This is a genomic window from Phycisphaerae bacterium (assembly GCA_017999985.1).
Taxonomy (GTDB): domain Bacteria; phylum Planctomycetota; class Phycisphaerae; order UBA1845; family Fen-1342; genus JAGNKU01.
The window spans coordinates 58,208-74,543 of record JAGNKU010000006.1 but is presented as its reverse complement, the minus strand read 5'-3'; the positions used below and the strand labels follow the sequence as shown (position 1 = coordinate 74,543).

General features: G+C 66.7%; 6 protein-coding genes. 3 read left to right on the top strand and 3 right to left on the bottom strand.

Annotated features, from left to right (window positions below; all coding sequences use genetic code 11):
- Positions 1–150 precede the first annotated feature (150 nt).
- Together KA383_09585 and katG are read left to right on the top strand one after the other, a co-directional pair.
- Positions 151–549 (top strand): transcriptional repressor, encoded by a 399-nt coding sequence (locus tag KA383_09585; GenBank protein ID MBP7746376.1) that lies wholly within the window; start codon positions 151–153, stop codon positions 547–549.
- 192 nt (positions 550–741) lie between these two features.
- Positions 742–2,922 carry a catalase/peroxidase HPI gene (gene katG / locus KA383_09580; protein ID MBP7746375.1) on the top strand — a complete coding sequence of 727 codons (2,181 nt, stop codon included), beginning with the start codon at positions 742–744 and terminating at the stop codon, positions 2,920–2,922.
- A 580-nt stretch (positions 2,923–3,502) separates the two neighbouring features.
- On the opposite strand, the gene KA383_09575 is transcribed toward katG, so the two are convergent.
- The 3 genes from KA383_09575 to KA383_09565 form a co-directional block, all read right to left on the bottom strand.
- Entirely contained in the window at positions 3,503–7,807 is a 4,305-nt protein-coding gene (locus KA383_09575; protein MBP7746374.1) for a lamin tail domain-containing protein, read from the bottom strand.
- A 545-nt stretch (positions 7,808–8,352) separates the two neighbouring features.
- Positions 8,353–9,003 carry a thrombospondin type 3 repeat-containing protein gene (locus tag KA383_09570; protein MBP7746373.1) on the bottom strand — a complete coding sequence of 217 codons (651 nt, stop codon included), beginning with the start codon at positions 9,001–9,003 and terminating at the stop codon, positions 8,353–8,355.
- 3,646 nt (positions 9,004–12,649) lie between these two features.
- A complete protein-coding gene (locus KA383_09565) occupies positions 12,650–13,942 on the bottom strand; it encodes a PEP-CTERM sorting domain-containing protein (GenBank protein ID MBP7746372.1) in 1,293 nt (430 codons plus the stop codon).
- A gap of 762 nt (positions 13,943–14,704) precedes the next feature.
- Here KA383_09565 and KA383_09560 point away from each other — a divergent pair.
- Positions 14,705–16,336, top strand: coding sequence for a D-aminoacylase (locus tag KA383_09560; GenBank protein MBP7746371.1), 1,632 nt, complete (start codon positions 14,705–14,707; stop codon positions 16,334–16,336).

Below are 16,336 nucleotides of genomic sequence, written 5' to 3'. Positions count from 1 at the left end.
ACGCCGGGTGCGACCGACAACACTAGATTGTCGGCAGATTCGGGCGCCCTCTGTCGGCTGCTACCATGGCCGTGACCGGTTGCGCCATCTCCACCGCATCCGGCAGCCGCGGCCTTGACAGCGTATTAGTTTGTACTTAGTCTAGACTGCATGGCCGATACGCTCCAGGTGCTGCGCCGCCACGGTATCCAGGCGACGCCCCAGCGCATCGCCGTCGCCGAGTACGTCCTGGGGGCCAGGACGCATCCTTCCGCCGAAGAAGTGTGGGCGCACGTCCGCCGGCGCTGCCCGACGCTCTCGCGGGCCACCGTGTACAACACGCTCAAGCTGTTCGCGGAAAAGAAGCTGCTGAAGGCCCAGGTGCTGAAGGAAGGCACGGTCCTGTTCGATCCGCGGATCGACGCCCACCACCACTTCATCGACGTGGAGACCGGCGCGATCTACGACGTGCCGTGGGCGGCGCTCGAAGTGACTGGCGCGAAGAACCTGCGGGATTTCGACGTGCGCGAGTACCACGTCGTACTCCGCGGCCGCAAACGCCGGAAGTGAGGCCGACGGACCGCGCGGCGGGCGGTGGACGTCCGGCCGGATTTTGGATTAAATCTAAGATGCGAATTAATCTAATATGGCCGTTTGCGTGCGGAAGGCGCTGGTGATGCAGCCGACACCGCAACACAGCCCATCGGCCGGCGTCCGGCGCGAACACCGCGGCCCGGTGCAACCGAACGAAGGAGACGACTCATGGCGACCGAACCCAAGTGCCCGTTCCAACCGGCTGCTGGCGGCGGTACTTCGAACCGCGACTGGTGGCCCAACCAGCTAAAGCTCGAGCTTCTGCACCAGCATTCCTGCAAGTCCAACCCGATGGGCGCGGACTTCAACTACGCGCAGGAGTTCAAGAGCCTCGACCTGGCGGCCGTGAAGAGAGACCTGGCCGCGCTGATGACCGACTCGCAGGACTGGTGGCCGGCGGACTTCGGCCACTACGGCCCGCTGTTCATCCGCATGGCGTGGCACAGCGCCGGCACGTACCGCGTCGGGGACGGACGCGGCGGCGGCGGTCGGGGCCAGCAGCGCTTCGCGCCGCTCAACAGTTGGCCGGACAACGTCAGTCTGGACAAGGCCCGCCGGCTGCTTTGGCCGATCAAGCAGAAGTATGGCCGCAAGATTTCCTGGGCCGACCTGATGATCCTCGCCGGCAACGTCGCCCTGGAAACGATGGGCTTCAAGACGTTCGGCTTCGGCGGCGGGCGCGCGGATGTCTGGGAGCCGGATCAGGATGTCTATTGGGGCGCCGAGAAGACCTGGCTGGGCGACAAACGCTATTCCGGCGAACGCGACCTCGAGAATCCACTGGCGGCCGTGCAGATGGGACTGATCTATGTCAACCCCGAAGGCCCGAACGGCAACCCGGACCCGATCGCGGCGGCCAAGGATATTCGCGAGACCTTCGCCCGTATGGCGATGAACGACGAAGAGACGGTGGCGCTCATCGCTGGCGGGCATACGTTCGGCAAGACCCACGGCGCCGGCCCCGCCACCCATGTGGGGCCCGAGCCCGAAGCCGCCCCCATCGAGCAGCAAGGCCTGGGCTGGAAGAGCAGCTTCGGCACCGGCAAAGGCGGCGACACGATCACCAGCGGCCTGGAAGTGACCTGGACCACTACGCCCACGAAGTGGAGCAGCAACTTCTTCTGGAACCTGTTCGGCTACGAGTGGGAACTGACGAAGAGCCCCGCCGGCGCGCACCAGTGGAGACCGAAAGGCGGAGCAGGCGCCGGCACGGTGCCGGACGCTCACGACCCCTCCAAGCGCCACGCGCCGACCATGTTGACCACGGACCTCTCCCTGCGATTCGACCCGGTCTACGAGAAGATCTCACGGCGCTTCATGGAGCACCCGGACGAGTTCGCGGACGCGTTCGCCCGCGCGTGGTTCAAGCTGACGCACCGCGACATGGGCCCGCGCTCGCGCTACCTCGGCCCGGAGGTGCCTGCGGAACAGCTCATCTGGCAGGACCCCATCCCGGCCGTCAATCACAAGCTGATTGATGAGCGGGACGTTACCGCCCTCAAGGGCAAGATCCTGGCTTCTGGCCTGCGGGTGTCGGAATTGGTTTCGACCGCGTGGGCATCGGCGTCCACCTTCCGTGGCTCCGACAAGCGCGGCGGTGCCAACGGTGCCCGCATTCGTTTGGCGCCGCAGAAGGACTGGGCCGTCAACCAGCCTGCCCAACTCGCGAAGGTGCTCAAGACGCTGGAAGGCATTCAGAGCGCGTTCAACAGCTCGGCCTCCGGCGGCAAGAAGGTCTCGCTGGCCGATCTGATCGTGCTGGCCGGCTGCGCCGGCGTTGAGAAGGCGGCGAAGAACGCCGGCATCGAGGTAACGGTTCCCTTCACGCCGGGACGCATGGACGCCTCGCAGGAGCAAACCGACGTGGCCTCCTTCGCCGTGCTGGAACCGGTTGCCGACGGCTTCCGCAATTACCTGAAGAGACAATTCTCAGTGCCGGCTGAGCATTTGCTGGTCGACAAGGCGCAATTGCTGACGCTGACCGCGCCGGAAATGACGGTGCTCGTCGGCGGCCTGCGCGTCCTGAATGCCAATGTCGGGCAAGCGAAACACGGCGTCTTCACCAAGCGGCCAGAAGCGCTGACCAACGACTTCTTCGTCAACCTGCTCGACATGCGCACGGAGTGGAAGCCGGTCGCGACGGACGCGAACGTGTTTGAGGGGCGCGATCGCGCCACGGGCGAAGTGAAGTGGACCGGCACCCGAGTCGACCTGGTCTTCGGTGCGAATTCCCAGCTCCGGGCCCTGGCGGAAGTCTACGGCAGTTCGGATGCGGATGAGAAGTTCGTCCACGATTTCATCGCGGCCTGGAACAAGGTGATGAACCTCGATCGCTTCGATCTGGTGTGATCTCAGGTCGATGACCGTAGCCGCGCGTTTCTCGTGAACATGCCCCGGATCGGGCCCGGCAGCGTGTCGCGCTGAACCGACGGGCTTCCACACAGCACTGCGCCACGATGCAGGCAGGGCGTGCGCAGGACGCTGAACCCCGTAGTGATCCAGCGGCAACGCAGCCCGGAGTGGTTCAGCGCGGCCGGTGTGGCGCATCGAATGCCATGACAATCTGGAACCCCGGTACCGGGTAGGCCATGCGCAATCGAAACACGCGGAACCGCTCCGGGCTGTAGCCCATCCGGCTGCAGACCCGCGCGATCATCTCCGCGTACCGGGGCACCTCCGGAACGCGAAACCGGTCGGCGGCCGAGCCGGGCGTGGACGTTCTCACGCCCGCGTGGCAGGTTTACCTTGAGAACGTCGATTACGGCGTGCTCTCGGCGCTGCGCAACGTGCTCGTCGAGGTCCTCGGCCGCTTGATCTCCGGCTGAGCGCGCGTCTGCGCGACCAGCCATAAAACGAAAGGCGCGCCGGCGGAGTTATCCGCCGGCGCGCCTTTTTGTTTATCCGCTGCGCTGCGCAGGGCTGCCCGGCCTTACGGGCAGATGATCGGCAGCGGGTTGGTGCTCAGCAACGTCACGAACGGGTTGATATCGCCGAAGCCGGGGTAATTCCCGTCGTCGTTGATGTCGCCGTTCTTCGGGTCGCAGCCGGCGTAGGTCGTCTGCCACGCCGGGAAGTTGGACAGGTACAGCACGAATGCGTTGATGTCCGCGAAGCTTACCTGCCCGTCGCAGTTGAGGTCACCCAGGCAGTAGGCCGGGCCGTCGCACGCGTCGCCGATCCCGTCCCCATCGCTGTCGGCCTGGTCGGGGTTGTACACGTCCGGGCAGTTGTCGCACGGCACGCCGATGCCGTCGCCGTCCGCGTCGGGCGGCGCCGTCAGCAGCGAGAACTTGTCGAGCGTCGGCGGCCGCATGTTGACCAGGCCCGTGTTGCTCTCCCGGTGCGTGACCCACACGCTGCCGGGGCCCGGCGAGTCATGCGTGCCGTAGAACTGCGTCCCGTCGGTGCGCGACCCGTACGTGCCGCCCAGAATGCCCAGCACGCAGTTGTCCCGCACCTCGAGCAGCAGGCGCTGCCAGCCCGTATACGGCCCGCTGTTGCCGATCGTCACCGTCCCGAGGATCGTTGCACAGATCGGCGTCGAGGTCGTACCGTCGTTCCCGTTGTTCTCGTCCAGCAGCCACGCGGTCTGCGACGTCGTCGTGCGCTGGAATAGCCAGCACAGGCCCGTCGACCCGTTGTAGTAATCGAAGTTGTGCAGACCGTCCGACGTGCCGCGCACGCCGATCTTGAACTCCTCGTAGCCCGCCGTCGTGTACGCCGGCTGGATGTAAACGTACGTCTCCAGCGTGAAGTTCTCCTTCGCGAGCTGGCCGAGGAACACCGCCGTTCCGCCCGGCGTGTCCCGCGCGATGAACGCATAGCCGCCGTCCGGCGACGCCGGAATGGCCTGCGGGTTGTACGTGTCGGCCACGGCCGGGTCGATCACGCGCGGCGGCGAGTAGCTGTACGCCCAATCCGGCACGGCGTCGCCCACCGCAAGCCCGCTGCAGTCCTCCAGGTACGGCGTCAGGTCCGGCATGTTGTTGCTGTAGCCCGGCGTCGCGCGCTGGATGCCCCAGTCGCGGCCGTTCTCGTCGGTGTCGAGCCCGTCGAGGAAACGTGAATCCGACGACAGGCCCGTGTCGGCCATGACCGTGTTGCCCCAGATGCCCACGCCGATCTGCGTGTAAATCTCCGCCGGGATCAGCGTGTAGCCCTTGTTCATCTCGTAGGCGACCGCATCCAGCAACACGCCCGACGGCGTCCGCAGGGCGATGTAATTCTCGCCGTCGCCCAGGTTCAACGCGTCGTCGATCTGGTTGACCACGGCGCCCGGCAGTGCGGCCACGGCGGTCTGACCCACCGTCCAGAACCCGTTCCCGGCCAGCGTCGTGCCCGCGGGGACGATCACCTGGTAGTAGACGCCCGGCGGCGTCTGACCCGTGACGTAGTCGCCGACCTGGATGATGTAGCCGCTGATGTCCACTGGATTCGGGCTGTTGTTGTACAGCTCGATGAACTGGTAGTTGTCCGTGCCCGTGTCGTCATACTGGAACTCATTGACGACCACGAAATTCGCCACCACCAGGGGGTTGGAGTAGGGACCTTCCACGCCGCCGATGGTCTGCGTCGCCTGCACGAGCTGTCCGGGGGCCAGCGGTGCCACCGTCACGACCACCGAGGGCTGTCCAGCCGGGTTCGCCGTGTACGGGGTCCCGCTCACATACACCGTGACCAGCCCCGCCAGCGGATGCACGGACGACACCGTCACCTGCGTGACGCCCGCGTCCAGCGGACCCTGCACGACGGGGGCCGGCACCGCGACCACGACGCCCGCCGACACCGGGCCTTCGACCCCGCCGATGGTCTGCGTGGCGTAGATCGTCGCCCCGTTGGGCAGCGGCGACGTCGTGACGAGGGCCGGGTCGGTCGCCGGGTTGTTCAGGGTGCCGATTGGGACGAGCGTGCCGGCCTGGTCGACGTACACACGCACCGACTGCGCCAGCCCTTCCTCGACGTTGCTCACTGCGACCGTCGTCTGGCTGGGCACCAGCACCGCCTGCAACGTGGGCGCCGGGACCGCCACGACCACCTGCACGGACAGGCAGCTCTCGGTGCCCGCGACGGTCTGCGTGGCGCCGACGTTATCTGCGTTGGCCAACGCCGGCACGGTCACCGTCGCCGTGTTGTTGGTGAACGGTGCAAACGCGCTGCCGACGAGCGTGTCGCGGTTGCGGTACACATCGACCCGCGTCGCCGCCGGATCGATGTCCTGCACGAACACCGCGGTGCCGGCCGGGAACAGCGGCCCCGGCACGGTCGGTGACAGGACCGGGTTCGGATCGCCGAACGGCAGCGGCGTGCCGCCCAGCGTGACCGAGATGTCGTCGTACATCATGGCCGGGCCGTTGTTCGAATACCCGACCCCCAGGATGATGTACTTGAACGCGTCGTTGTTCACGCGCGGCACACCGTTCGGATACAGCGGCGTCACGCCGTCGTTCGGGTCGATCGGGTTCGCCAGCACGTCGTCGATGTAGAAGTTCACGACGCTCGACTTCACCTCGATCTGCATCTTGTGCCACACGCCCGGCACCCGCGTGATGCCCGTCAACGCGTAGTCATACGCGAAGTAGTCCGAAACATAGCCTGGGATGATCGGGTCCGGCGAGTTCGTCAACGTCGTGTACTGCTGGCCGAACAGGCCGCCGATGCCGTTGGTGAAGGCGAAACCCAGCGAGCCGTACGTCTTGGCGATCGCGGGACTCAGCTCAAACCGGGCGCGGGCGTCGGCGCTGTTATAGTCGTGCTTGAAGCGGTACGTCACCTTCAGCGGCTGCGCGTCGGTTCCGTTCACCGTCCCGATCGAGACGTAGATCTTGGACACCGCCGCACCCGGGAGATAATCCGAGTACACGAAGTTGTCGCAGCTCGACGCACTGCCCGTGCCCAGCTGCATCTTGCGGGTACTGGTCGGCGCCGTCTGCGTCCACATCGTCTCCAGTTCGGCCTGGGACGCATACCCGTCAAAATTCTCCGCCAACGCCGTCCCCGCCGCGTATACCACCACCGGCGCCGACAGCGGGCTCACCAGCCCGTTCGCCGTCTGCGTCGCCGTCAAGATGTCCCCTACGTTCAGCGTCAGCCCCGTCCACGTCGCCACCCCCGCCGACGGCACCCGCGTCCCCAGCGACCCGCCATTGCGGAACAACTCCGCCGACGTCGCCGCCGCGATGCAGTCCACCCGCACCACCGTGTCCGTGCTCACCACCGGCGCCTGAATGCTCGGCGGCGGCGTCGGATCCGGAACCGTCGCCTCGAACTGCAGCTCGTCAATCGCCACTTCGATCAGCACCGCCGCGTCCGTCGTCACGTTCGTGAACGCAATGTGCTCCAGCGTGCCCCGGAAGTCCGGCGCGTTGGCGATCCCATCACCCGTGAAACCCGCCAGCCCGCCACCCTGCGGCACCCCGTCCACGCTCACCACGCCCGTCGCCAGGTTCCATTCCAGCAGCACCGCGAACGGCAACACGTCCACTTCAATCGCCGGAATCGGCACCCGCTGGTTGTCCGCCCCCAGCGTGTACCCCTTCCGCAACTGATCGTCCCCCGCCGGGGTCGTGTTGATCACCCCGTTGGCGCCCGGCGTGATGATCGCCGTCCCGCTCACCAGGCCCAACGCCGCCAGGTCCGTCCCCACCGGGTACACCTGCACGTCATCGCCCGCCGCCGTCGTATCGACGATCATGTCCGCGCCGGCCACCAGGGCGTTGGGCGTCGTGCTCACGCCCACCCACTCGATCGGCCCGCTCGTGCCACCGTCGGCGAGCTGCGGCGCGTTCCCGCCCGTCTCGCGGATGCCCAGGCAGATGCCCACCTTGCCCTGGAAGTACTCGCTCTGGTTCGTCAGGTAGAACCGCACCTTGCCCCGCGTGTCCAGGGCCGGGTTGGGCCGCTCCGCGCCGGCGTACGTCGTCAGGCGGAGCCACGCATCCGGGTCAGTCGGGTCGATCCACTTGAAGAACACGTCCAGGGCCGCATCGCCTTCGGTCTGCAGACCGTCCGCGCGATACGCGGCGTTGTTGTTGTACCCGGACGTGTTGGCTTGAATGTACGCGCTGGTGGTCCCCGAGAACTGCGGCGGCCGGAACATTTCCTGGGAGGTCGCCGGGTCGTTGATCGGCGGGCCGTTGAAGCCCACCAGGTCCGAGGGGTACTGCGCCCACGCCGACCAGGGGCCGAGCAGCGCGGTCAACACGACCACGCCCACAAGTCGAACTCTCCGTTGCATCGCTTTCTCCTGCCTAAGAATCCACAACCGAAACGAGTCAGCCGTCTGTGCCGTTTGATACACGCCGTGTGCGCTCAGCCCAATACTGGCCGGCGTCCGCGCACTCCAGATAGCCACTGCCGCCGGCGACGGTCTCTGTCGCGACCGCCGTCACCGTGCCGCTCCTGGCCCGCACCTCCCCAGTCCTTAACGCTGCGCATGGTCGGCTCCCCACAGCGGGCAAGCTGCTGTGCGATCCTACATTTTGTCCCGAAACCGGACAAACCCGCCGGACCGCCGGCCGACCTGACGCCCATGTAACATTTATCGTACCGCGCCCCCACCCCGCGTCGCAAGAAAAAGCTCCGGCGCTGCGGCTCGCCAACTCGGACGTTCCGCCCGCGGGCACGGCCTCCGCCGCCCCGCTTGCCGTCGCCGTCGGCGGCGGGCTGCCGCCCCGCGTGGCCTGTCTTGGGGGCTATAAAAAGACATCCGGCACGCCGGCGCGATTATTCGCCGGCGTGCCGGATTGGATTACCCGCTAACGTGCGGACGGTCTCGTCGCACTACGGGCAGATGATCGGCAGCGATGATGTGCTCAGCAACGTCACGAACGGGTTGATGTCGCCAAAGCCGGGGTAATTTCCGTCATCGTTGATGTCGCCGTTCTTGGGGTTGCAGCCGGCGTAGGTCGTCTGCCACACCGAGTAATTGGACAGATACAGCACGAATGGGTTGATGTCCCCGAAGCTCACCTGCCCGTCGCAGTTGAGGTCGCCCAGGCAGTAAGCCGGACCGTCACACGCGTCGCCGAGGCCATCGCCGTCGCTGTCGGCCTGGTCGGGGTTGTAGTCCTCCGGGCAGTTGTCACAGCCGTCGCCGACCCCATCGTCGTCGCCGTCCGCCTGGTCCGGGTTGGCCAGCAGCGGGCAGTTGTCGTCGATGTCACCGATGCCGTCGCCGTCCGTGTCGACCGCGATCTGCGTGTACCAGCAGCGCGGGTCACGCACGCCGCTCGCGGCGTAGGGCCCGCCGGAGACCACCAGCAGATACCACCGGCCGCCGACCTCGTAGGCGGTGGCCGCCAGCCTGGACACATTAGCCGGGTACACGTTCCCCGTCCGCCAGCCGCTGATCGCGCCGGTGTCGGGGTCGACCTTCGTGTAGAAGACGGTGTTCGTCGGCGTGGCGCCGTACAGACCGCCAACCACGAACATGTAGTTGCCGACGACCGCCGTCGCGTGCTCATACCGGCCAAGGTCCGGCAGATCCGCCGGATCCTGCACCCACGCACCGAGGCTGCCGTTCGGATTGATCGTCGTCCGGTACATGCCGACCTCGGTCGTCCCGCGGTAGTTGCCCGCCACGCGGTAGAGGAAGGTCTGCGACGTGCCCGGAATGATGCACACGCCATGGAACCATGAGCCGTTGGAAGTCGCGGTCGGCGTCGTGAGCACCCATGGGCTGTAATCGCCGCCGCCGGTGATGGCGCTGTAGTAGCAGTTATTCGTGTTGCCAAACGCCGTCACCTGGTCCCATTCGCCGTTGATGATGTACAGGATCCCGTTGTGCATCAGCGTGCCGCGGCCGAAGGCGTCCATTTGAATGGCCGGCGGCGTCACGTCCGTGTTGTCCGGGATCGTCACCGCGGAGGTCGTCCACGCCCCAAGCGTCCCGTCCGGGTTGATCGGCGCGTAACGGCACACGTTGATCGTGGGATAATTCGTCGTCCAGCCGCCCCAGACATACATGCGCCCGTTGTAGGCGGCAGCGCCGTGCGCCGCGGTCGCCTGGGGCAGGTTCGTCGTCAACTGCCACGCTCCGATGCTCCCGTTGGCGTTCACCGGCGCGTAGTACACCGTGTTGATCGCGCTCGGCCCCGCGCCGGAGCGTCCGCCCACCGCGTACACGTAGCCGTTGTAGTAGATCGCCTGGTGATCGGTCAGGCCCGTCGGCAACGTGCTCGCCTGGACCCAGTTGATCGTCACCGGCGGCTCGGAGAACGCCACCGTCACCGGCTCGGACAGCGGGCTGACCAGGCCGTTGACGGTTTGCGTGGCCGTCACGATGTCACCGACCACGAGCGTGCCGGTCGTCACGTATACTTCGCTCGTGCCACCGGGGGCCGTCGCCCGCTGGATTCCGTTCACGTACACCGTTACCAGTGAAGCGGTCGCACCCGGCGCCGTCAGCACATTCAGTACCGTAACCTTGGTGCTGAGCGGTACGATCGGCGACGCCACGGTCGGGGCCGGGAGTGTCGCCACGACACCGGCCGACGGCGGACCTTCCACCCCGCCGATGATCTGCGTCGCCACGATGGTCGCGCCATCCGGCAGCGGCGTCGTGATGACCGAGACCGGGTCGGTCGCCGGGTTCGCCACGCTGCCCAGCAGCGTGAAGTTGCCCTGGTCGTCTTGATAGACCCGCACCGCCTGAGCCAGTCCTTCTTCGATGTTGCTTACCTGTACCACCGTCTGCCCGGGGGCGAGCTGGGACTGAAGCGTCGGCGCGGGGACGCCCACGGTGACCGGCCACGACAGGCAGCTCTCGGTGCCGCCCACCGTCTGGGTGGCGGTGATCTGTTCGTCGCCGGACACGCCGGCCACCGCGACGATCGCCGTGTTATCCGTATACGGCGGGAAGGCGGTCCCGATCAGCGTGCTCGCGTTCGCGTAGACGTCCACGCGGGTCGCCGCCGGATCCACTGTGGTCACCACGACCGACGTGGCGCCCGGGAAGATCGGGCTGTTCACTGTCGGCGAGTTCACCGGGTTCGGATCGCCGAACGGCAGCGGCGTGTCACCCAGCGTGACCGAAATGTCGTCGTACATGATCGTCGGGCCATTGTTTGAATACCCGACCCCCAGGATGATGTACTTGAACGCGTCGTTGTTCACGCGCGGCACGCCGTCCGGATACAGCGGCGTCACGCCGTCGTTCGGGTCGATCGGGTTCGCCAGCACGTCGTCGATGTAGAAGTTCACGACGCTCGACTTCACCTCGATCTGCATCTTGTGCCACACGCCCGGCACCCGCGTGATGCCTGTGAGTCCGTAGTCATAGCCGAAGTAGTCGGTCCGGTAGCCCTCGATGATCGGTGTCGTCGAGTTGGTCATGCTCGTGTACTGCGTCCCGAACAGTCCGCTGAGGCCGTTGGTGAGCGCAAACCCGAGCGCGCCGTAGGTCTTCGGAAGGGCGGGCGTCAGCTCGAAGCGGCAGCGCGTGTCCGCCGAATTGATGTCGTGCTTGAAGCGGTACGTCACCTTCAGCGGCTGCGCGTCCGTCCCGTTCACCGTGCCGATCGAAACGTACAGCTTCGAGACGGTCGTGCCGGCCAGGTAGTTGGTGTAGACGAAGTTATCGCAGCTCGACGCACTGCCCGTGCCCAGCAGGACCCGCCGGGCGTTCGTCGGCTCCGTCTGCGTCCACATTGACTCCAGTTCGGCCTGGGACGCATACCCGTCAAAATTCTCCGCCAACGCCGTCCCCGCCGCGTACACCACCACCGGCGCCGACAGCGGGCTCACCAGCCCGTTCGCCGTCTGCGTCGCCGTCAAGATGTCCCCCACGTTCAGCGTCAGCCCCGTCCACGTCGCCACCCCCGCCGACGGCACCCGCGTCCCCAGCGACCCGCCATTGCGGAACAACTCCGCCGACGTCGCCGCCGCGATGCAGTCCACCCGCACCACCGTGTCCGTGCTCACCACCGGCGCCTGAATGCTCGGCGGCGGCGTCGGATCCGGAACCGTCGCCTCGAACTGCAGCTCGTCAATCGCCACTTCGATCAGCACCGCCGCGTCCGTCGTCACGTTCGTGAACGCAATGTGCTCCAGCGTGCCCCGGAAGTCCGGCGCGTTGGCGATCCCATCACCCGTGAAACCCGCCAGCCCGCCACCCTGCGGCACCCCGTCCACGCTCACCACGCCCGTCGCCAGGTTCCATTCCAGCAGCACCGCGAACGGCAACACGTCCACTTCAATCGCCGGAATCGGCACCCGCTGGTTGTCCGCCCCCAGCGTGTACCCCTTCCGCAACTGATCGTCCCCCGCCGGGGTCGTGTTGATCACCCCGTTGGCGCCCGGCGTGATGATCGCCGTCCCGCTCACCAGGCCCAACGCCGCCAGGTCCGTCCCCACCGGGTACACCTGCACGTCATCGCCCGCCGCCGTCGTATCGACGATCATGTCCGCGCCGGCCACCAGGGCGTTGGGCGTCGTGCTCACGCCCACCCACTCGATCGGCCCGCTCGTGCCACCGTCGGCGAGCTGCGGCGCGTTCCCGCCCGTCTCGCGGATGCCCAGGCAGATGCCCACCTTGCCCTGGAAGTACTCGCTCTGGTTCGTCAGGTAGAACCGCACCTTGCCCCGCGTGTCCAGGGCCGGGTTGGGCCGCTCCGCACCGGCGTACGTCGTCAGGCGGACCCATGCATACGGATCAGCCGGGTCAACCCACTTGAAGAACACGTCCATGGCCGCATCGCCTTCGGTCTGCAGACCATCGGCGCGATATGCCGCATTGTTGTTGTACCCGGCCGTGTTGGCCTGAATGTACGCGCTGGTCGACCCCGAAAACTGCGGCGGCTGGAACATTTCCTGGGAGGTCGCCGGATCGTTGATCGGCGGGCCGTTGAAGCCCACCAGGTCCGAGGGGTACTGCGCCCACGCCGACCAGGGGCCGAGCAGCGCGGTCAACACGACCACGCCCACAAGTCGAACTTTCCGTTGCATCGCTTTCTCCTGCCTGAGGTTCCCGAATGAAGTCAATGGACCTGCCTGCTACACCCGCAATACCCGAATACGCGGCGAGGCCGCCCGCTCGACGGACGACCTCGCCGGAAATCGAAACCGCAGCCGTCCGCTGCTAGCGCCGCCGTCGCAGCATGAGCCCGCCCACCGCCAACAGGATCAGCCCCGCCGGTTCCGGCACCAGATAGAACGTACCGTTCGAGCTTGTGATCGCCGCATAGTCGCCACCCGGCGACCAGACGCGCAGCCACTCGGTCAGGTTGTCGACCGTGTACAGATTGCCGGCTGCGTCGAATGCGACGTCGCGCACGCGGCTGCCCGCGTCGAAACCGCCCACGTAGCTGCCGTCATCCATGTCGAAGATGTGCACCCAGCCGTCGTAGTAGTTCCCGTACGCGACCCAGCCTTCCGGCTCGAAGATGTCGATGCCGTACGCACCGTTGTACGGAGCAGCCAGCGGCGTTTCCCAGGCCGCGGTGTTGATCGGCGGCGGCCCGTCGAGGAACTTCGAGATCGCCGGCGCCTGCGTCGGATCAAAGCGGAACTGGCACATGTACCAGTCACCGTTGCTGTCGCGGGCGACATCGCGCGGATAGAACGCGAAATACGACGGCCCGATGTACTGCATACCGGTGTCGCCCGGCGTCGCCGTCGCGTTGCCGCTCAGGTCATACTGGATCAGACCCTTGCGGTCATTGTCGTTGTAATTCGAGTTCACCAGGTAGATCTTCCGGTTGCCGGCCGCCTGGGTCCCCTGGACGTAGATGCTCTCGACCCACTGATTCGTCGTCTTGTTCGTGGCGTCAATCAGCCCCGTCGCGGTTGCCATGTCCGCGCTGAACTCGACGACCAGGTCATCCGAGAAGTCCGCCACGTACAGGTGGCCGTCCGGTCCGATCGTGCTCTTGAACGGCCCCGAGCTGCCTGCCCAGTCCCATCCGCCCGTGTGGAATCCGGTGTCCACCATGTCCGCCTGCAGGGAGTAGATCCCATCCTGCGAAACCCGTCCGAACGCCGTCGTGCCCGCCACCGCGTTCGATACGTAGAGCCGGCCGAAGTTCGCGCTCCCCGCGTACTTGTTCACCGAGATCCCCGCCGGGGAGTAGAACGACGTGGGCGTGCTGTCGACGCTGATCTGCGACCAGCCCGGCGCGGCGCTGCTGTACACCCGAATCTCGTAGCCCGTGCCGGCCCCGACATTGAACGTGTGCGTCCCTTTGCTCAGGGCACCCAACACCAGCGGCGTGTCACCAGGGCGCTGGATGACGACGTCGGTCGCATCCTGATTCAGCACGAATGAATAGTCACCGCCGCCCAGGCTCGTGATGCCCGAAGCATAGGACGTTGCCCATGCCACCGGGGCCATCACGCCCAGGGCCACCACCACCAACAGCCATTTGCTTCTCATTACACGCTCCTCCACGAGTTGTTCGTCCAGCAGCGCCCGGTGACCCGGAACTTGCACGCCGCTGCTTGACCGAGATTCCTCTCTCCCTTTGTCCCGGAAATGGACAAAATCCACCCGGGTCGCCGCCAAGCCGGCCCCCGGATACTCCGTATGGTACCACGCGGCCGGCCGGCATCGCAAGGAAAACACCCCTCGAAAGCGCAGAATCGGGCTGTGAACCGAGTTCCGAAACGCGCGGGCGCTGAAGTGCCGCGTGTGGGCACACGCCGAGCCCGGCACGCGCGACATACGCGTTCGGTCGCGGACAGGTTGACGGCGTGCGGTTGAAGGCGGCAGGGATCTCGACCAGTCCGCGCGTCAGTCCATGTCCGCGCGTCCGGCTGCTGAAGTACCTGCCGGGCACCCGCGGCGGCCCGCGTCGCGCACCGCGATCGCTGCCACGCCACTTCGCGCCACCTATGCCGCACGGACTGCCGGCTACCTGCGGCCTGTCCTGACGGCGAGGGTGCTCCGTGCACCCGCTCCATGCGGAACTGGGCTGGGGCACCCCTTACCATTCACAGGGGCGGCGTGCATACATTAATTAGGTTAACAAATAAAGAAGCCAAGACGACGTTGACCGATTGTTCGCCGCACGGGAATTCACAGCCGCGACCGTCGCCCGCCCGTGCCGACGTCCGGGGTTACCGTTACCATCGCGCTCGCCGCGCGGGTCACGGCCGGCCCGCGCGATCCTCCGGACTCGTTCCACGGGTACCACGCATGCCGCCCGAATTCGACGTGCTCATCCGCAACGGCACGATCTATGATGGCCTCGGCCACCCGCCCGTCGTCGGCCACGTGGCCCTCGCCGGCGACACCATCGCGGCCGTCGGCGCTTTGCGCGCCGCGCGCGGCCGCATCGAACTCGACGCCACCGGCCTCGCTGTCGCGCCCGGTTTCATCAACATGCTGAGCTGGGCCAACGAGGCGCTCATCCACGACGGGCGCTCGCAGAGCGACATCCGCCAGGGCGTCACGCTCGAAGTGCTGGGCGAAGGCTGGTCGATGGGCCCGCTCAACGCCGCCCTCAAGCAGGAGCAACTCGAGCAGCAGGGCGATGTGCGCTACGACATCGAATGGACCACGCTCGGCGAGTACCTCGATTTCCTTGTCCGACGTGGCATCACGCCCAACGTCGCCTCATTCGTCGGCGCCACCACGCTGCGCATCCACGAGGTCGGGCACGCCGATCGTCGGCCTACGCCGCCCGAGCTCGACAACATGCGGGCGCTGCTGCGGCAGGGCATGGAAGAAGGCGCGCTGGGCGTTTCCTCCGCGCTGATTTACGCGCCTTCGATCTATGCCGACACCGAGGAGCTGGTCGCGCTCGCCGAAGTCGCGGCCGAATACGGCGGCATGTACATCTCGCACCTGCGCAACGAGGCGGACAGCCTGCTGGAAGCGTTCGACGAGTTTCTGGCCATCGCGCGCCGCGCGCGGATCTCCGCCGAGGTCTACCACATCAAGGCGTCAGGCCGCGCGAACTGGCACAAGCTCGATGAGTTGCTGGCCCGCATCGAGACGGCGCGTGCCGCCGGCCTGCCGATCACCGCCGACATGTACACGTATCACGCCAGTTCGACCGGGCTCGATGCCGTGATGCCCCCGTGGGTGCAGGAAGGGGGGCGCCAGGCCTGGATCGCGCGCCTGCGCGACCCGGGCATTCGCGCCCGTGTCAGGCAGGAGATGAACACGCCGGCGACAACGTGGGATAACGGCTGGCTCTCGGCCGGCAGCCCGGAGAACATCATCCTCACCGGGTTCAAGCAGGAGCGCCTTAAGCCGCTGGCCGGCAAGACGCTTGCCGAGGTCGCCGCCGCGCGCGGCACGCCGCCGGAGGACACGGCGTTCGACCTGGTTGTCGAGGACGAGAACAACGTGGGGGCGGCGTTTTTCACCATGACGGAAGACAACATCCGGAAGGAAATCCAGGTGCCGTGGATCAGCTTCTGCTCGGATGCGCAGTCGATCGCGACCGAGGGCGTGTTCCTGAAGCGCAGCCCGCATCCGCGCACCTACGGTGCCTTCGCGCGGCTGCTCGGCAAGTACGTGCGCGAAGAGCGCCTGATCTCGCTGGCCGAGGCGATCCGACGTCTCACGTCGCTGCCGGCCGACAACCTGAAGCTCCAGCGCCGTGGGCGGCTCGCCCCCGGGTACTTCGCCGACGTCGTGGTCTTCGATCCGGCCACAATCGCGGACCGCTCCACGTTCAAGCAGCCGCACCAGTACGCGGTCGGCATGCGTCACGTCTTCGTCAACGGGGTGCAGGTCCTGAAGGACGGCGAGCACACCGGCGCCAAGCCCGGCCAAGTCGTCCGCGGCCCCGGCTGGCGCCCGGCAAACGAGTCCTGA

What these genes read in the sequence shown, in the direction of transcription:
- KA383_09560 (MBP7746371.1), top strand. Translation starts at nt 14,705, where the DNA reads ATGCCGCCCGAATTCGACGTGCTCATCCGCAACGGCACGATCTATGAT.
- KA383_09575 (MBP7746374.1), bottom strand. Translation starts at nt 7,807, where the DNA reads ATGCAACGGAGAGTTCGACTTGTGGGCGTGGTCGTGTTGACCGCGCTG.
- KA383_09585 (MBP7746376.1), top strand. Translation starts at nt 151, where the DNA reads ATGGCCGATACGCTCCAGGTGCTGCGCCGCCACGGTATCCAGGCGACG.
- katG (MBP7746375.1), top strand. Translation starts at nt 742, where the DNA reads ATGGCGACCGAACCCAAGTGCCCGTTCCAACCGGCTGCTGGCGGCGGT.
- KA383_09565 (MBP7746372.1), bottom strand. Translation starts at nt 13,942, where the DNA reads ATGAGAAGCAAATGGCTGTTGGTGGTGGTGGCCCTGGGCGTGATGGCC.
- KA383_09570 (MBP7746373.1), bottom strand. Translation starts at nt 9,003, where the DNA reads ATGTTCGTGGTTGGCGGTCTGTACGGCGCCACGCCGACGAACACCGTC.